Below are 16,537 nucleotides of genomic sequence, written 5' to 3'. Positions count from 1 at the left end.
ACTCCGCCTCCGGTCGAGGCCGTGGACCGCGAGGACCACCTTTGACCCACCCCTCCACCCGTGCACACGGTGCGCGTGCGGTGACACCACTAGGACGGAGGACGGCGCGCTTCCCCGGGCCCGGCCCGAAGCGCTCCCAAGAACCCAGATGCCCAACTCAGTAGGCAGCTACATCTTCAACGCGGTGCGCGGCGGCGCCGTGGGCGCCTCGGAGGCCCTTCCCGGTATCAGCGGCGGTACGGTCGCCCTCATCGTCGGTCTCTACGACAAGCTCATCGGCGGCGCCGGCCACATGGTCAGCGGTGTCAGGCGCTACGTCACCGACGTCCCGCGCGGACGCGGGAGGGAGCGCGCCCAGGAGCAGTTCCGCCAGGTGGACTGGAGCGTGCTGGTCCCCGCGCTCGTCGGCATGGTGGCCTTCCTCGGTATGGCGGCCGTGGTCCTCGCCCCGCTGGTCGAGTCCCACACCCAGTACGCGTACGCGCTGTTCTTCGGCCTGGTCCTGGCCTGCCTGTGGATCCCCTACACCGGCGCGGGTCACGGGTGGCGGGCCCGGCACTACCTCATCGCCCTGGTCTTCGCCGCGGGGGCGTTCTTCCTCACCGGCCTGCCCGGCGCCAACCTGCCCACCCACCCGGTCGTCGTCTTCCTCGCCGCGGCGGTGGCCGTCTGCGCGCTGGTGCTGCCAGGGCTGTCCGGGTCCTTCATCCTGCTGACGCTGGGCCTGTACGAGCCCACGATCAGCGCGGTCGGCGACATGGACATCGCCTACCTCTCTGTGTTCGCGCTCGGCATGCTCACGGGCCTGTCGCTGTTCGTGAAGCTGCTCCAGCACCTGCTGGAGAACTTCCACCACATGACCCTGGTGGTCCTCACCGGCCTCATGGCCGGTTCGCTGCGCGCCCTGTGGCCCTGGCAGGACGAGGACCGCACGTTCCTGGCCCCCACCGACGTCCCGGTGACAGTCGGCCTGATGGCGATCGGCTTCGCGATCGTGGCGGCGGCCATCGTCTGGGAGCGCCGCAAGCGCCTCCGGATGGAAGAAGCCGAACTCCACCGGACCCCCACCCACGTCTGAGAACGGGAACGACAACCGCATGACAACGAATCTGCTGATGACCGCGGCCTCGACGACCGACGTCGACGTCGCCCACGAGTACGAGGGATTCATCGGGTGGGTCCTGAACCTGATGACGACCCTGGGCGAACCCGGTGTCGGCGTGGCGCTGTTCATCGAGACCTTCTTCCCGCCGATGCCCAGTGAGGCGGTCCTGCCCGGCGCCGGGTTCCTCGCCTACGCCGGACACATGAACGTGTGGCTGGCCATCGTGTGGGCGACGATCGGCTGCCTGGTCGGCGCGTGGGGCTTCTACGCGATCGGCGCGCTCCTGGGCCGCGAGCGCACGGCCTGGCTGGTCGAGAAGACCCCGCTGCTGGAGATCGAGGACTTCTACAAGGCCGAGCGCTTCTTCGCCCGCTTCGGCGGCGTCGCCGTCCTGCTGGGCCGGTGCGTGCCCCTGGTCCGCAGCTTCATCTCGGTGCCCGCCGGGATCGAGCGGATGCCCCTGTTCAAGTTCTCGCTGTACACAGTCATCGGCTCCGCGGTGTGGAACACCATCTGGATCGGCCTCGGCTACGTCTTCGGCCCGGCCATCGAGCCCGTTCTGGCCCAGTGGAGCGGCGTGATCAGCAACATCGTCGTCGTGCTCATCGGCCTGCTGGTGCTGTGGTTCATCCTGGCCCGCGTCTACAAGCGGACCAAGGCCCGCCGGACCGAGGGCACCTCCGCCTGAGCACCCGCCCCCGGGGCCCGCTCCCCGTGAACCCCTCCAGGGGTCCGCCCGCATCCCCCGGGCGGACCCCTTCGGCGTTCTGTGGGTATCCTGCCCGGAACGCACCACAAACACATAATGACCGGGGCCGCCGACGCGGCTCCGGAGGCGCGGGGTGCCGGGACACGTTCCCGGCTGAGAGCACACCCGTCGAACCTGCCCTAGTTAGCACTAGCGAAGGAACGCCATGAGCGTGTACAACATCGTGTCCATCGCCGGCAGCGACCCCAGCGGGGGCGCGGGCGTCCAGGCCGACCTCAAGGCCTTCTCCGCGCACGGGACCTTCGGGATGACGGTGATCACCGCGCTGACCGCCCAGTCCACGCTCGGCGTCACCGGGGTCCACCCGATCCCCGCGCGCTTCGTCGCCCACCAGATGGACACCCTCTTCACCGACGCCGTCGTGCACGCGGTCAAGGTGGGCATGCTGGGCACCTCGGAGGTCACCGAGGCCGTGGCCGAGGCGATCGACCGCCACACGCTGCCGAACGTGGTGGTGGACCCGGTGATGGTCGCCAAGAGCGGGGACCGCCTGCTGGAGGCCTCGGCCGTCGACGCGCTGCGTACCAAGCTCCTGCCCCGCGCGGACCTGGTCACCCCGAACCTGCCCGAGGCCGCAGACCTGCTGGAGGAGCCCGAGGCGACCGATCTGGCGTCGATGCGCGCCCAGGCCTGGCGGCTGCTGGACCTCGGCCCGCGCAGGGTCCTGCTCAAGGGCGGCCACCTGCCCGGCGGTGAGAGCGTCGACGTCCTGGTCTCCCGGGACGCCGACCCGGTCGAGTTCCGCGCCCCGAGGGTGGCCACCCGCAACACGCACGGCACCGGGTGCACGCTGTCCTCCTCGATCGCGGCCCTGCTGCCGCAGCGGCCGGACGTGGCCGCCGCGGTGGGCGGCGCCAAGGACTACCTGACCGAGGCCATCCGGCGCGCCGACGAGATCGACGCGGGCGGCGGACAGGGCCCGGTGCACCACTTCCACGCCTGGTGGTAGCAGCGGCGTCCGGAGGGGGAACGCCGAGGGGGGACCGGCTCAGCGCAGGTCCCCCCTCCCCGTTGCGTCCTCCGGTGGGGCTCACGGCCCCTACCGGGTCAGACCTTGGTCACGTCCTCCATGACCTTGTCCGGGTCCCTCCAGTCGGGGTGGGCGAAGAACTTGCGCGTCTCCGCCGCGATGACCGGGGACAGGAGCAGGAGGCCGATGAGGTTGGGCAGGGCCATCAGGCCGTTGGCGATGTCGCTGAACAGCCAGACCGAGTCCAGGCTGGCGACCGAGCCCACGTAGATGACGGCGATGAACACCAGGCGGTAGGGCAGGACCAGGCGGCGCCCGCCCAGGAACACCATGCAGCGCTCGCCGTAGTAGGCCCATCCGAGCAGGGTGGTGAGGGCGAACACGGCCACCGAGATAGCCACGATGACGGCGCCGGCCGGGGCGAGCGCGGGGCTGATCGCTCCCAGGCCCTCGGAGACCGCGTTGCTCGTCATCAGCGAGCCGTCCGCGTCACCGTCGGTCCAGACGCCGGTGGTGATGATGACCAGGCAGGTCATGGTGACCACGATGATGGTGTCGATGAAGGTCTGGGTCATCGAGACCATGGCCTGGCGGACCGGCTGGTTGGTCTTGGCCGAGGCGGCGGCGATACCGCCGGTGCCCAGGCCCGACTCGTTGGAGAAGATGCCGCGGGCGAAGCCCTGCTGGATGGCGAGCATGATGCCCGCGCCGGCGAAGCCGCCCGTGGCCGCGGTGCCGGTGAAGGCGTCGGTCACCACGAGCTGGAGCGCGGGGAGGATGGCGGCCCAGTTGGCGGCCAGGATGACCAGGCAGATGCCCACGTAGCCGACGATCATGATCGGCACGAGGCCGGAGGCGACGCGGCCGATGCTCTTGATGCCGCCCAGGATGACCGCGCCGGCCAGGACCACGAGGGCCAGGCCCACCATCCACGGCTCCAGCGGCGTGATGCTGGTGATCTGCTGCGCGACGGCGTTGGCCTGGGTGCCGTTGCCGATGCCGAAGGCGGCGATGGCGCCGAAGACGGCGAAGGCGACGCCCAGGGTGGTGCCCAGGCCTCCGCGGATCCCGTACTTGAGGTAGTACATCGGGCCGCCGCTCTGTTCGCCCTTGGCGTCGGTGCGGCGGAACTTCACGCCCAGGAGGGCCTCGCTGTACTTGGTGGCCATGCCGAGGAAGCCGACGACCCACATCCAGAACAGCGCGCCGGGGCCGCCGACGCCGATGGCGAGCGCGGCACCGGCGATGTTGCCGACGCCGACGGTGGCGGCCAGGGCCGTGCTCAGCGCCTGGTAGTGGGAGATGTCGCCCTCGACGGAGTCGTCCTCCTTGCGCCTGATGATGGCGAGCCAGAGTGCGTGCGGTAGTCGGAAGAGCTGGAGCACGCGGAGGCGGATCGTGAGGAAGACGCCGACACCGAACAGCAGCGGGATGAGGACGAAGGGCCCCCAGATGATGCTGCTGACGAGGCTCGCCATTTCGAGCAGTTGGTCCACAGGGGATCTCCCTATCGGTGAGTTTGTGGGGACGAAGGCCGCCGGTAGCGAAGTACGGGGGATCCGACGCCCTCGAAATCGCGTCGGCACTGGGGGAAGGCCCGCGATACCGGCACAGAATCGCATCGACGCGTAACAACCGCATCACATGTAACCCACATGCCGGTTTCTTCGGGAACTTCCGGTGTCTCTTCCACGTACCTCCGGGTGCGGTCCACGTACCTCCGGGTGCGGGCGGTGTCCTCCTGACAGGCTTCCGCGCTGGTCGGGGGCCGGGCGCGGGGCTGCGCCCGAACGGCGGCGCACCCGAGGGCACCGGTGGATTCGAGGGAGCCGGTGGAACCGGTGCGGCCCGCGCGCGACGCGGTCCGCAGCGCGACCCGTTGGGGGCGGCCGGTACGGACGGCGAGCCGACGCGACCGCGTCGAGCCGGTACGGCCCCGGCGGGCTCCGGGCGCCGTGTTCCTCACGGGCGCGGCCGCGACGGCACGGCCGGAGGCCGCCGGAACGGACGCAAGGGCCCGTCGGTACGGACGGGGCCGCCTCCGACCGGCGCGGACGGCGGCGGTGTGTTAGGCGCGGTCCTCCTCGTCGACCTGGGCCAGGGCGAGCCTGCTGAGGGCCGCCGCGGCCTCGTCGGGGTCCGCGCCCTGGCCCACCGCCACGCCCAGGAGGTAGGTGGTCAGGGGCGCGGCGGGCCGGGCCACGGAGTGGGCGGCGTCCCGGGCGAGGTCGAGCACCCGGTCGACGTCCTCCTTGCGGAGGGGTTCGGTGCCGGTCAGGCCCAGTTCACTTCGGACTGCTTCGGCCCATTCCACGAGGGTCACCGCACGACTCCTTAGAGCAATATATTGGCTACATTCAGCAATCATATCCACCGGAGAGTCACCCGGCGGACACACGGGCACACGGGCGCCGTCACCGACCGCTCGGACTGCCCACGCCTGGTCTTCGGGCGCGGTTCCCCCGCACCCAAACCGAGGTTCATCCCACGAGCCTAGCGTCGGAGACAGCCGTCCCCGGCGTAGGCAGCCGTCCCCCCGGCATTGGGAGCCACCCGCATGTCCCCGACCGACCGTACGTCTCCGGCCGCGCGCACGTCCCCGGCCGCTCACCACTCCCCGGCCGCACGCGCGCCCTCCGTGCCCTCGGCCGCTCCCCGGACCGCGGCCGACCACGCGTCCGCCCGCGTCCCCGCTGCCGGGCACCGCGCGGCGGCCCGCACGCCCCCGCTCGACCGCGTGCCCCAGGCCGACGCCCGGGGCCGGCTGAGGGTGGCGATCGTGACGGAGTCCTTCCTGCCCCAGGTCAACGGGGTGACCAACTCCGTGTGCCGGGTCGCCGACCTGCTCGCCGCGCGCGGCCACGAGGCCCTGGTGCTGGCCCCCGGACCCGGCCCCTCCTCCTACGCGGGTTTCCCGGTGGTCCGGCTGCCCTCCGTGCCCCTGCCGTTCTACCGCGACTTCTCCGTGGGGCTGCCCGCACGGCGGGTGATGACCGCGGCGATCCGCGCCTTCTCCCCCGACGTGCTGCACCTGGCCTCGCCCGCCCTGCTCGGGGCGGCGGCCGTGGAGACCGCCCGCCGGTGGGCGCTGCCGACCGTTGCGGTCTTCCAGACCGACCTCCCAGGCTTCGCCGGGCGCTACCGCCTGCCCGGCGGGGACGCCCTGTGGTCGCTGCTGCGGCGTACGCACGCCGCGGTGGACCGCACGCTGGCGCCGTCCTCGGCCACCATGGAGGCGCTGTCCGCGCGCGGGTTCCCCCGCCTGGACCTGTGGCGCCGCGGGGTCGACGCCCAGCGCTTCTCCCCCGCGCACCGCGACGAGGAACTGCGGCGCAGGCTCGCGCCGAACGGGGAGACGATCGTGGGCTACGTGGGGCGGCTGGCCAGGGACAAGCGGGTGGAGATGCTGGAACACGTGTCCCGCCTGCGCGGGATCAGGCTGGTCGTGGTGGGGGACGGCCCCGAGCGGGCGCGGCTGCGCAGGCGCCTGCCCGACGCGGTGTTCACCGGACAGCGCACCGGCGGCGACCTGTCGCGCCTGTACGCGTCCATGGACGTGTTCGTGCACACCGGTGCGGACGAGACGTTCTGCCAGGCCGTCCAGGAGGCGCTGGCCTCGGGGGTGCCGGTGGTGGCCCCGGCCTCGGGCGGTCCGCTGGACCTGGTGGTGCCCGAACACAACGGGCTGCTGTACGCCCCGGACTCGGTGCGCGAACTGCGGGTGGCGGTGGGGCGGCTGGCCCACAACCGCCAGGTGCGGGAGCGGATGGCGCGGGGCGCGCGTCCCTCGGTGGAGCACCGTACGTGGGAGGCGGTCGGTGAGCAGCTGCTCGACCACTACCGGGCGGTGATCGCCTCCAGCGCGGAACTGGCCGCGCGCGAGGCGGGGGTGGAGGGCGCCCCGTCCGGTCCGAGGTGAGCGCGCGGGCGACGGCGTCCGCGCGGTGGCCTCACCGGACGGGGATCCGGCGGTGCCCCGGGTGGGGGCGTGCCGTCGGAACGGAAAGCGGCGTGCCGGCCAGGGCCCGGGGCGTCCCCCGCCCGGGGCCGGGCAGAGGTCCGGCCTCCCCCGGAAGGAGCGGCCGGGGGAGGCCGGAGGACGGTGCGTCCGCCCCGCCCCCTTACACGGGGCGGACGCGGGGAGCGGTCAGCTGACCGCCTGTGGTTCGGTGGAGCGGCGCAGGACGGGACCGGCGTCGGCGCCGACGGGGAGCAGCGCGCCCAGGACCTCGTCGAGGCGGTCCAGGTGTGCGCGGATCCAGGGCAGCGCCAGCGGGTCCGTGGCGGCGAGGGCCGCGTAGCGGCGTTCCTCGGTGTCGCCGTAGAGCAGGCTGGTGGCGACCCGCATGCGCAGGGCTTCCGTGCCCTCCCCGAACTCCGCGGCGGGCAGTACGCCCATCCCGAAGCGCTCCAGCAGCAGCCCGGTCAGGTCCGGGCCGGTGGCCACGCCGTGGAGGGCGGCCAGCCGTTCCCGGGCCGGCTCGAAGTCGGGGTAGAGGTAGAAGGCCGCCCGGGGGGCGGCTACGGTCGCGCCCGCGCGGACGAAGGCCTCGGTGACCGCCCCGGCGACGATGCCGTGCAGACGGCGGCTGCGGTCGACGTGGTCGAGGAGTTCGGCGGGTTCGGTGAAGGCGTGCGCGGCGGCCTCCTGGACCGGGGCGGCCGGACTCGACCAGATCTCGCTGGCCACCCCGAGCAGCCCGCCGCGCAGGCGGTGGCCGATCTCGGAGTCGGGCAGGCGCACGACGCCGATGCGCCAGCCGCCCAGGGCCAGGTTCTTGCTCAGCCCGGTGGAGATGACGGTGCGCTCGGGCGCGTACTCGGCGGGGCTGTGCACCTCGGCGGGCTCCTCGCCGGGGGCCGCGGGGTGGACGAGGTCGCGGTAGATCTCGTCGGAGATGACGACCAGGTCGAGTTCGCGGGCCACCTCGCACAGGCGCCGGACGGTGTCGGCCCCGGCCACGGTGCCGGTCGGGTTGTCGGGAACGGTGACGATGACGGCGTTGACCGTGCGCCCCTGCTCGCGGGCGGCGGTGACGGCGGCGTGCAGCAGGTCCGGCTGGGGTACGCCCCCCTCGCCGGTGGCGGTGGGGACCGTGACGGGCCGCTGCCCCACCAGGCGGCACTGCGCGGCGTAGCTGACCCAGCTGGGCGCGGCGATCGCGGTGTCGCCGCCGATCTCCAGCAGGAGGCTGTACAGGAGCGGCTTGCTGCCGGGCCCGGCGACGACCAGCCCGGGATCGGTGGGCAGCCCGCGGCGCTCCCAGTACCCGGCGGCGGCCTCGCGCAGGGCCGCGGACCCGGCGACGGGCCCGTAGGCGTTGGCGCCGTTCCCCGCGGTGAGCCGGTCGCGCATGACCGGGTGGACCGGGAGTCCGGCCTCGCCGAAGCCCAGGGGGAGCACGCGGACTCCCTGGCGGCGCTTCTCGGCGAGCGCTTCGTTGACGGCGAGGGTCGCGGACACAGTGACGGTCATCGAGGACTCATCTCCGGTTTGTCGTGAATGCGGGTGATGCTTGGGCTGCCGCTCCACCTGGGAAGACGGCCCGTCACCCCACAGACTGCCCAGGTTCGGGCATCAGTACAAGCGCGTCTTTTCGATGCTGAGCGTAAGATCTCCTTATGCTCGATCTGCGTCGCCTGCACGTCCTCCGCGAGTTCAGCGTCCGGGGGACCATCGCCGCCACCGCCGGCGCCCTCGGTTACACGCCCTCGGCGGTGTCCCAGCAACTGGCCACCCTGGAGCGGGAGACGGGTGTCGCGCTGCTGGACCGCTCCGCGCGGGGCGCCGAGCTCACGGACGCCGGACGGCTGCTGGTGACCCAGGCCGAGGACATCCTGGCGCTGGTGGAAGCGACCGAGTCGGTGCTCGCCGAGCAGTCCGACCTGGCGCTGGGCGTGGTCACCGTCACGGCGTTCCCCACCGCCGCCGTGGCGTTCGCGCCCCTGTTGGTGCCGCCGCTGCGCCGGCACGAGGGGATGCAGCTGCTGCTGCGCCAGACCCTGCTGGCGACGGGGACACAGCAGGTGCGCTCGCGGGAGGTGGACATCGCCCTGGTCGACGACTGGTCCGGACAGCACCCCGGGCGCGGGCCCGAGGGCGGGCTGCGGCACATCAACCTGATGCGCGACCCGATGGTGCTGGCGGTGCCCCGGGGGCACGCGCTGGCCGACCCCTCGACGCCGGTGGTGCTGGAGGAGCTGCTGAACGAGTCGTGGATCGTGACGCCCGAGAGCGAGCGTTCGCGCTACGGAACGGACCGGCTCCTGTCCGAGGTGGGCGGACTGCCCTCCGCCGCCTGGGAGTTCGAGGGGCTGGGAACGGTGCTGAGCCTGGTCTCGCGCGGGATCGGGATCGCCGCGGTCCCGGCCCTGGCGATGGTGGGGGCCCCGGCGGGGCTCGTCTACCGCGAGCTGCCCGCGTCCGCGCCCGAGCGGCACGTGTACGCGGTGGTGCGGTCGGTGGCGGCGAGGCGACCGGCGGTGCAGGTGACGCTGGCGGCGCTGAGGGACGCCGCGCAGCAGGTGAACAGGGAGATCGCCGGGATCACGGTGGCCTGACCGGCGGCGCCGGGCCGTCCCGCGCCGATCCGGCCGGGTCCCGCGTCAGCACGCGCTCCACGGGTGTCCGGCCGCCGGCACCGGGGCGGACTCCTGGAGGGGCCGCCGTGGAACGACGCGTGGCCCGAACCCCCCCGGGGGTCGGACCACGTTCGCCGTCGTTCACTCCTTATCCCTGCCGCGTGTCCGGTCGATCCGGCGGCGCAGTCTGCGGCAGACGTGGAGTGCCCGGTCACGGTCGTCCCGGGCGTTCCACCATCGGGCGTAGGCTTCCAGTCTTCTTTTGCGCAGTGCCTCCAGCTCGGCCTCCATCCGGTTCACCCGGTGCTCCAGGTCGATGCGCTCGCGTTCGAACACCGACATGTCGCGCTCGTGGAACCCCGCCTCCCGCTCGGCGCTGACGAGCCGATCGGTGAGGCCCTCGGTGGGGTTGCCCCGGCCGGTCTGTGCACTGATCCCTTCGAACCACACAACATCTTGTGTATCCCGCAGGAGGACAACATCACCGGTCGCTACGCAAAGAATACGGAAAGTGGCAGAAGAATCGAAACATCAACCAAACGGCTCTTTCGGACACCTCAGGCGGCGACCAGCCTCTCCGCCCGCGCGGGGGCCGCGCCCCGCAGACGGGTGTAGACCTCCTCGAACCGCTCCAGGGAGCGGTGGTGGTCGTGCCGCCGCGCGAGCTCACGGCTGGCCTCGCCCAGGGCGCGCCCCCGGGAACCGAGCACGAGGAGCAGCCGGTCCGCCAGGCGCACGGGGTCGCCCGGCGGGAAGAGGAACCCGTTGCGCCCCTCCTCCACCAGGTGCGGCAGCGCCATCGCGTCCGCGGCCACCACCGGCAGGCCGGTGGACATCGCCTCCAGCGTGGCGATGCTCTGCAACTCGGCCACACCCGCGATGGCGAAGGCGTCCCCCGCCGCGTAGACCAGGGGCAGGTCCTCGTCCGGGACGAACCCCAGGAAGAACACCCGGTCCGCCACCCCCAGCTCCGCGGCCAGCGCGCGCAGTTCCTCCTCGCGCTGGCCGGTTCCCGCCAGGGCCAGCTGGGCGTCCCGTCCGGGCACGATCCGCGCCAGCGCCCGGATGGTGTCGTCGATCCTCTTCTCCGCGTCCAGCCTGCCCACGAACACGATCGTGTCCCGGTCGGGCAGACCGAACCGGCGCCGCGCCGCGGCGGGGTCCTCGTGGGGGCGGAACCGCTCCAGGTCGATCCCGCACGAGATCGCCTCGACCCCGCGCGTGAACCCCTTCTCCCGCAGGAGCCGGGCCGCCCGCGGGGTCGGCGTGGTCACATAGTCGGCCTCCCCCGCCACCCGGACCATGTCCTTCCAGGCCAGGAGGCCCGCGAGTTCCTGCATCGGCGCGGGGATCCGGGCGTGCGCGTACAGGTTGTCCGGCATGAAGTGGTTGGTGAGCACGACGGGGACGCCGGCTGCGCGGCCCCTGCGCATCGCCGCGCGGCTGAGCGGGAAGTGGCTCTGCGCGTGCACGGCGTCGGGGTCCAGGCGCGCGACGATCCTGGCGATGTGCCCGCCCATCCCCAGCGGGACGGCGGCGCGCATGAAGGGGATGGGCGCCGAGCGCAGGCGGTGCTCGGTCACCGCGCCGTTGACCGTGACGTAGGGTTCGCCCCGCTCGGAGGGGCACACCACGTGGACCCGGTGCCCCCGCCCGGCCAGCCCCTCGGCCAGGCGGTGGGTGAAGTATCCGGCCCCGTTGACGTCGGGGGGATAGGTGTCGCTGGCGATCAGGACGCGCAGCGGGCGTTCGGCCATGGTGGTCTCTCCTTAGCGTTCGGTGTCGGCGGCGACGACCTCGGGGTTGCGGTGGCGTGCCTGGGCGAGGGCCACGGTTCCGGCGACGGCGAGGCAGGCGAAGACCAGCGCGCCGAGCTGGGCGGGAAGGGTCCGCGGCGCGCCCTCGCCCAGGAGGAGGGCGCCGATGGCCACACCGACCACGGGGTCGGTGATCAGGAGGGTCGCGTAGGCGGCCGTGAAGTGCCCGGTGCGGTAGGCGTTCTGCATCAGCAGGGCGCCGAAGACCGCCGCGGCCACCGCGAGCGGGGTCAGCCAGCTGATCAGGCTGGTCCAGTCCCCGACGGCGTTGGCGGACAGGACACGGGCCAGGCCGGACGTGGTGCCCATGGCCGCCCCGCCCGCAAGGGCGAGCAGGAGGGCCCGGACCCCGTTGTTCATCCGGTGCGCCGTGAAGTGGACGACGGCTCCCGCGCCGAGGACGACCCCGGTGAGCGCCAGCGCCGTGCCGGTGCTCATGACGGGGCTTTCGGCGGTGTGCGGGAACAGGGAGATCACCCCGGTGAGGCCCACCATGACGGCGGTTCCGGCGATGATCTGGGAGAGGCCGACCCGGCGGCGGTTGAACAGGGCCGACAGCACGATGGCGAACAGCAGGCCGGTCACGCCGATCGGCTGGATGATGGTCAGCGGTGCGCCGCTGAGGGCCACCAGGTGCAGTCCCGCGCCCAGGACGGCGGCCACGCTGCCGATCATCCAGCGGGGCTGGCGCAGCAGGTGCAGCAGGAACCCCGCCTTCGCCACCCGGCCGCCCGGGGCGCGGACGGCGTCGCGCTCCTGGAGGGCCGAACCCAGCGCCAGGGTGAACGCCCCGGCCACGGCGATGAGGATCGGCACCAGCATCAGCGCCACCGTCCCACGGGTGTCCCCCGTCTCCTGAGCATCGCCGACCCCCTTGTGTCCCGTCGTCTCGGCAACGGTACGGACGGGCCCCGCGCCACGGCGATAACGCCAGCCCCCCATCCGGCGTGGTGGTAACCCCACCACGCCCGCACCTACCCGGTCCCGGTTTCGGTACCCCGTCGTCTCCGGGTACGGGTGACCGTTTGTCCGCGGGGGGTGTGCCCGGGAGGAGCCACGTGACACTATGTCCGGTATTGGTCTAGACCGGATAGGAGCGGTTCACCGTGCCCGACACCTTCCCCTCCCTCGTCCCCCGTCCCAACTCCTCAGCTCCGGGAGGCGCAGGGGGCCTCACGCTGACCGCATCGACCAGGGTGTCCGCCGACCCCGACGCCCGGGGCACGCTCACGTGGCTCCAGCGTGAACTCGGAGCGGCCACCGGCCTCCCCCTGGCCGCCGGCGACGAGGCCAGCGCGCAGATCCGGCTGAGCGTGGACCCCGAGGCGGGCCTGGGCCGCGAGGGCTACCGGCTGATCGTGGACGCCGAGGGAGCCATCATCGTGGGCAACGACCCCGCCGGGGTGTTCTACGGTGCGCAGACCCTGCGGCAGCTGCTGCCCGCCGACGCCTACCGGGACGCCCCGCTGGGCGGCGCCGAGTGGGCCCTGCCCGCCGTGAGCGTCACCGACGCGCCGCGTTTCCGCTGGCGGGGCGTGATGCTGGACGTGGCCCGCCACTTCGTGCCCAAGCGCGAGGTGCTGCGGTTCATCGACCTGCTGTCCATGCACAAGCTCAACGTCCTGCACCTGCACCTGACCGACGACCAGGGGTGGCGCGTGGAGATCCGCCGCTACCCGAAGCTGACCGAGGTGGGCTCCTGGCGGACCCGGAGCCAGGTGGGCGCCGCGAAGCCGCCGGTGTTCGACGAACGCCCGCACGGCGGCTTCTTCACCCAGGACGACATCCGCGAGATCGTCGCCTACGCCGACGCCCGGCACGTGGCCGTCGTCCCCGAGATCGACGTGCCCGGCCACTCGCAGGCCGCCATCCACGCCTACCCCGAGCTGGGCGAGTCCGGACGGATCCCGGTCGGCGACCAGTGGGGGATCTTCGAGGAGGTGCTCGCGGTCACCGACAACGTCCTGGAGTTCTACCGCAACGTCCTGGACGAGCTGATCGAGCTGTTCCCGAGCACGTACGTGCACGTGGGCGGCGACGAGTGCCCCAAGACCCAGTGGCGGACGAGTGCGTCCGCGCAGCGGCGGATCAAGGAGGAGGGGCTGGCCGACGAGGACGAGTTGCAGAGCTGGTTCATCCGCCAGCTGGACGAGCACCTGACCTCGCGCGGCCGCCGCCTGGTCGGCTGGGACGAGATCCTGGAGGGAGGGCTCGCGCCGGGAGCGACCGTGATGTCGTGGCGCGGCGAGGAGGGCGGTGTCGCGGCCGCGCGGGCCGGTCACGACGTGGTCATGAGCCCCACCCGCACCTCCTACCTGGACTACCGGCAGTCCGAGTCCGGCGACGAGCCCGTCCCGGTGGGCACGCTGCTGCGGACCGAGGACGTCTACCTGGCCGAGCCGGTCCCGCCGGGGCTGACCGAGGGGGAGGCCGCGCACGTGCTGGGCGCGCAGGTGAACGTGTGGACCGAGCACATCGACTCGCCGCGCAGGCTGGACTACATGGTCTTCCCCAGGCTGTCGGCCTTCGCTGAGCAGGTGTGGTCGTCCGGTGAGCGCGACTACGCCGAGTTCGAGCCCCGGCTGAGGAGGCACCTGGAGCGGCTCGACGCGGCCGGGGTGGAGTACCGGCCGCTGGAGGGGCCGCGCCCGTGGCACACCCGCCCGGGGGTGGTGGGCTGGGGGTGACCGACCCCGCGGCCCCGGGAGCCGTGAGAGCTCCCGGGACGCCGGGGTCCGCGCGGCTCCGCCGACGGCGCCCGGGGGCCTCCGCGGTGGAGGACGTCCCCGGCATCCCGTGCGGGGACGGCGCCGGGCCTCAGAAGTAGGTGGCCGCCATCTCCACGACGGTGTCGGCGTCGTCCACCACCGGCAGGACCCGCCAGCGGTCGAAGGCCGTGCACGGGTGCGAGATCCCGAAGGAGACCAGGTCGCCGGGGCTGACCTTCAGTCCCGGCGCGACCCTCAGGTAGGCGTGGTGGTCGTTGAGGTCGGTCACCTCCGCGCCCCCGGCGTCCACGGTGGCGCCGTCCGCCCGGCGCAGGCGGCGCGGCACGGGGAAACCCTGGTCGTGGTTGGCGTCGCGGCGCCCCATGCCGACGATCGCCAGCCCCTCCTCCGGGACGGAGGTCACCTGGGCCCACAGCTCCAGGGCCCCGGCCAGCGCGTCGGGGCCCTCGGGCAGGCGGCGGTAGGGCGTGGTGCGCCGGTACAGGCCGTCGTCGTGGACCACGTAGGCGCCGCTGCGCAGGATCGGCAGGACGTCCCCGCGTCCGCCGAGCTCCTCGGCGACCAGGTCGAACCACGCGCTGCCGCCCACCGACAGCACCGGCCTGTCCGGGCCGTGCCGGGCGGCCAGCGCCGCGGCGTCGCCGACCAGGTCTCGCAGGAAACCGCGCACGCCGTCGGCGTCGCCGAGCGATCCCTCGTAGCCCGCCACCCCGGCCGGTTCCAGGCCCGGCGCCTCGGCGACGGCCGCGGCCACCGCGAGCAGTTCCTCACGGGTGCGGCAGCCGGTGCGCCCGCCGGGGACCCCCCGTTCGACCAGCACCCGCAGGGGCCGCCCGGCGGAGCCTGCCCCGGGCCGGTCGGCGGCAGCCTCCGCGGCGACCGCCACCCCCTCGGCGGAGTCGGCGTAGAAGAGGAACTCGAAGTCGGGGTCATCGTCCAGCTCACCGGCCGCCCAGCGCAGCACCCGGCCGTCGAGCAGCTCGTTGGCGAGCAGGATCCGGCGCACGCCGAACCGCCGGAAGTCCAGGACCTGGTTGGCGCTGGCGGCGGAGACCCCCCAGGCGCCCGCGTCCAGCTGTCGCTGGATGAGGGCCGGAGCCATGGAGGTCTTGCCGTGCGGGGCGAACAGCAGCCGGTGGCGCTCGGCGAAATCGGCGAGCGCGGCGATATTGCGGTCCAGCGCGGAGGCGCGCAGCACCATCAGCGGCCAGGTGAAGGGGCCGGTGAACAGGTGGTCGCGGCGGGCCGCGAACTCCTCAAGGGGAATCGGGTCGTCCGTCCACCACAGGCCCTTGGTGCGCCAGTCGACGTGTTCCCGGGGGATGGTCAGCCGATCGCTCACGTGGTGTCCGCCTCCTGGTCCGAACGCCCCGCCCGCGGGGAGACCGCGGCGCGGTCTCCCCGCGGGCGGGGACCTCGTGTGGGTCGGACCGATCATCCCACCTGACACCGTCCGGGGCCAGGGAGCGCTCCGGGCGCGGCCCGGGGACGCCGCCCCCTTCCGGGGCGGACGCGGTTCCCGGGCCGAACGCGGGTCAGCGGGGCAGGGGCAGCGTGGGGATCCTGACCACCGGCTGGGACCGCTGGGTCCGGGCGGCGATGGCCTCCTGGCCGACGTCGGGGTAGTCGGTGATGAACCCGTCGACCTTCCAGCCCAGGACGGTGTCCATCCGGGAGCGCTCGTTGATGGTGTAGGGCATGATCTCCATCCCCGCCTCGTGGACCCGCTCCACGTAGGCGGCGTCGATGGTGGTGTGGTTGGGGTTGATCATCTGCGCCCAGTCGTGCTCGTCGATGCTGCTCTCGGGGACCCGCCCGAGCAGGGCGTGCGGCACGGACGGGAGCAGGTCCTTGGAGCGCCGCACCGACTGCCAGTCGAAGCTCTGCACGACGAGGCGGCGGGGCTCGCCGTCCGGGTTGGGCTCCAGCCAGGTTCCGCGCTCGGTCAGCTCGTCGGCGATCTCCTGCTCGATGCCGGGGTAGAGCCCGGGCTCCTTGAGCTCCAGGAAGAGGTTGAGGTCCAGCTGCTCCAGGCGGTCGAGTCCCTCCGCGAAGGTGGGGACGGGCTCACCGTCGAAGGAGGCGTCGAACCACGCGCCCGCGTCGAGTTCGCGGACCTCCTCCATGGTGAAGTCGGCGACTTCGTAGGAGCCGCGGTCGGGGAAGACCTCCTCGACGTCGGTGGTGCGTTCGAGGGTGGTGTCGTGCATGAGCACGAGGACGTCGTCCTTGGTGCGCTGGACGTCGACCTCCACGGTCTCGGCTCCGAGCCGGTCGGCGGCGTCGAGGGCGGCCAGGGTGTTCTCGGGCGCGTGACCGGAGGCTCCGCGGTGGGAGACGGCGATCAGCGGGCGCTCGGTTGTCGTGTACTCGATGACTGCGGATCTGGTGACGCCCGACCACCGGGGGTCGGTGTCCTGCGTCGCGGACGATGCGCTCGCGCCGGTGACGACGAAGAACGACACGGCTGCGACGACGATGCCGATGCGCTGCACCGGACCTCCCAAGTGCGCGTGAACTTGTCGGCTGCTTCCTCAGGTTGGGTGCGGATGGTGACCTCGTGGT

Annotated in this window: 14 protein-coding genes and 1 riboswitch; of the genes, 6 read left to right on the top strand and 8 right to left on the bottom strand. The window is 72.9% G+C overall.

The window, feature by feature from the left end:
- Window positions 1-148: 148 nt before the first annotated feature.
- The 3 genes from AC0VX6_RS06875 to thiD all read left to right on the top strand — a co-directional run bounded on the left by AC0VX6_RS06875 (window position 149) and on the right by thiD (window position 2,823).
- The gene (locus AC0VX6_RS06875) at window positions 149-1,078 is read left to right on the top strand and encodes a DUF368 domain-containing protein (protein ID WP_475467826.1); all 930 of its coding nucleotides are present in this window, start codon (window positions 149-151) and stop codon (window positions 1,076-1,078) included.
- A 19-nt stretch (window positions 1,079-1,097) separates the two neighbouring features.
- Window positions 1,098-1,793, top strand: coding sequence for a DedA family protein (locus AC0VX6_RS06870; protein ID WP_475467824.1), 696 nt, complete (start codon window positions 1,098-1,100; stop codon window positions 1,791-1,793).
- Between the two features lie 140 nt (window positions 1,794-1,933).
- A riboswitch (TPP riboswitch) is annotated at window positions 1,934-2,032 on the top strand.
- The gene (thiD, locus tag AC0VX6_RS06865) at window positions 2,020-2,823 is read left to right on the top strand and encodes a bifunctional hydroxymethylpyrimidine kinase/phosphomethylpyrimidine kinase (RefSeq protein WP_274976686.1); all 804 of its coding nucleotides are present in this window, start codon (window positions 2,020-2,022) and stop codon (window positions 2,821-2,823) included. Its footprint overlaps the riboswitch before it by 13 nt.
- A gap of 98 nt (window positions 2,824-2,921) precedes the next feature.
- On the opposite strand, the gene AC0VX6_RS06860 is transcribed toward thiD, so the two are convergent.
- Both AC0VX6_RS06860 and AC0VX6_RS06855 read right to left on the bottom strand, forming a co-directional pair.
- Window positions 2,922-4,340 carry an alanine/glycine:cation symporter family protein gene (locus AC0VX6_RS06860; RefSeq protein ID WP_274976685.1) on the bottom strand — a complete coding sequence of 473 codons (1,419 nt, stop codon included), beginning with the start codon at window positions 4,338-4,340 and terminating at the stop codon, window positions 2,922-2,924.
- 572 nt (window positions 4,341-4,912) lie between these two features.
- On the bottom strand, window positions 4,913-5,167 hold the full coding sequence (locus AC0VX6_RS06855) for a DUF6457 domain-containing protein (RefSeq protein ID WP_248773933.1): 255 nt from the start codon (window positions 5,165-5,167) through the stop codon (window positions 4,913-4,915).
- A 234-nt stretch (window positions 5,168-5,401) separates the two neighbouring features.
- Between AC0VX6_RS06855 and AC0VX6_RS06850 the strand changes: the two genes are divergently transcribed.
- Window positions 5,402-6,763: a glycosyltransferase family 4 protein gene (locus AC0VX6_RS06850; protein ID WP_475467822.1), complete on the top strand. Its 1,362-nt coding sequence runs from the start codon at window positions 5,402-5,404 to the stop codon at window positions 6,761-6,763.
- Window positions 6,764-6,991: 228 nt separating this feature from the next.
- Here the strand turns inward: AC0VX6_RS06850 and AC0VX6_RS06845 are convergent, their stop codons facing one another.
- Window positions 6,992-8,320 carry a pyridoxal phosphate-dependent aminotransferase gene (locus AC0VX6_RS06845; protein WP_274976683.1) on the bottom strand — a complete coding sequence of 443 codons (1,329 nt, stop codon included), beginning with the start codon at window positions 8,318-8,320 and terminating at the stop codon, window positions 6,992-6,994.
- A gap of 146 nt (window positions 8,321-8,466) precedes the next feature.
- Between AC0VX6_RS06845 and AC0VX6_RS06840 the strand changes: the two genes are divergently transcribed.
- Window positions 8,467-9,405, top strand: a complete 939-nt coding sequence (locus AC0VX6_RS06840) for a LysR family transcriptional regulator (RefSeq protein WP_274976682.1) — start codon at window positions 8,467-8,469, stop codon at window positions 9,403-9,405.
- 162 nt (window positions 9,406-9,567) lie between these two features.
- Here the strand turns inward: AC0VX6_RS06840 and AC0VX6_RS06835 are convergent, their stop codons facing one another.
- The 3 genes from AC0VX6_RS06835 to AC0VX6_RS06825 all read right to left on the bottom strand — a co-directional run bounded on the left by AC0VX6_RS06835 (window position 9,568) and on the right by AC0VX6_RS06825 (window position 12,065).
- Window positions 9,568-9,876 (bottom strand): hypothetical protein, encoded by a 309-nt coding sequence (locus AC0VX6_RS06835; protein WP_274976681.1) that lies wholly within the window; start codon window positions 9,874-9,876, stop codon window positions 9,568-9,570.
- A gap of 107 nt (window positions 9,877-9,983) precedes the next feature.
- Window positions 9,984-11,183, bottom strand: coding sequence for a glycosyltransferase (locus AC0VX6_RS06830; RefSeq protein WP_475467819.1), 1,200 nt, complete (start codon window positions 11,181-11,183; stop codon window positions 9,984-9,986).
- Between the two features lie 12 nt (window positions 11,184-11,195).
- Window positions 11,196-12,065: a DMT family transporter gene (locus AC0VX6_RS06825; RefSeq protein ID WP_274978072.1), complete on the bottom strand. Its 870-nt coding sequence runs from the start codon at window positions 12,063-12,065 to the stop codon at window positions 11,196-11,198.
- Between the two features lie 284 nt (window positions 12,066-12,349).
- Here AC0VX6_RS06825 and AC0VX6_RS06820 point away from each other — a divergent pair, with 284 nt between their 5' ends.
- The gene (locus AC0VX6_RS06820; RefSeq protein WP_274976679.1) at window positions 12,350-13,930 is read left to right on the top strand and encodes a beta-N-acetylhexosaminidase; all 1,581 of its coding nucleotides are present in this window, start codon (window positions 12,350-12,352) and stop codon (window positions 13,928-13,930) included.
- 130 nt (window positions 13,931-14,060) lie between these two features.
- Here the strand turns inward: AC0VX6_RS06820 and AC0VX6_RS06815 are convergent, their stop codons facing one another.
- Together AC0VX6_RS06815 and AC0VX6_RS06810 are read right to left on the bottom strand one after the other, a co-directional pair.
- A complete protein-coding gene (locus tag AC0VX6_RS06815; protein WP_475467817.1) occupies window positions 14,061-15,314 on the bottom strand; it encodes an alanine racemase in 1,254 nt (417 codons plus the stop codon).
- A 193-nt stretch (window positions 15,315-15,507) separates the two neighbouring features.
- Window positions 15,508-16,467 (bottom strand): glycerophosphodiester phosphodiesterase, encoded by a 960-nt coding sequence (locus AC0VX6_RS06810; protein ID WP_274976677.1) that lies wholly within the window; start codon window positions 16,465-16,467, stop codon window positions 15,508-15,510.
- Window positions 16,468-16,537 lie beyond the last annotated feature (70 nt).

This window comes from Nocardiopsis sp. iso_25, from assembly GCF_056173305.1.
The sequence above is the reverse complement of the archived record's forward strand: the minus strand, read 5'-3'. Positions and strand labels throughout refer to the sequence as shown.

Bases quoted from the DNA above. Each gene is read 5' to 3' on its own strand.
- AC0VX6_RS06875 (WP_475467826.1), top strand. From the start codon at position 149: ATGCCCAACTCAGTAGGCAGCTACATCTTCAACGCGGTGCGCGGCGGC.
- AC0VX6_RS06870 (WP_475467824.1), top strand. From the start codon at position 1,098: ATGACAACGAATCTGCTGATGACCGCGGCCTCGACGACCGACGTCGAC.
- thiD (WP_274976686.1), top strand. From the start codon at position 2,020: ATGAGCGTGTACAACATCGTGTCCATCGCCGGCAGCGACCCCAGCGGG.
- AC0VX6_RS06850 (WP_475467822.1), top strand. From the start codon at position 5,402: ATGTCCCCGACCGACCGTACGTCTCCGGCCGCGCGCACGTCCCCGGCC.
- AC0VX6_RS06845 (WP_274976683.1), bottom strand. From the start codon at position 8,320: ATGACCGTCACTGTGTCCGCGACCCTCGCCGTCAACGAAGCGCTCGCC.
- AC0VX6_RS06840 (WP_274976682.1), top strand. From the start codon at position 8,467: ATGCTCGATCTGCGTCGCCTGCACGTCCTCCGCGAGTTCAGCGTCCGG.
- AC0VX6_RS06830 (WP_475467819.1), bottom strand. From the start codon at position 11,183: ATGGCCGAACGCCCGCTGCGCGTCCTGATCGCCAGCGACACCTATCCC.
- AC0VX6_RS06825 (WP_274978072.1), bottom strand. From the start codon at position 12,065: ATGCTGGTGCCGATCCTCATCGCCGTGGCCGGGGCGTTCACCCTGGCG.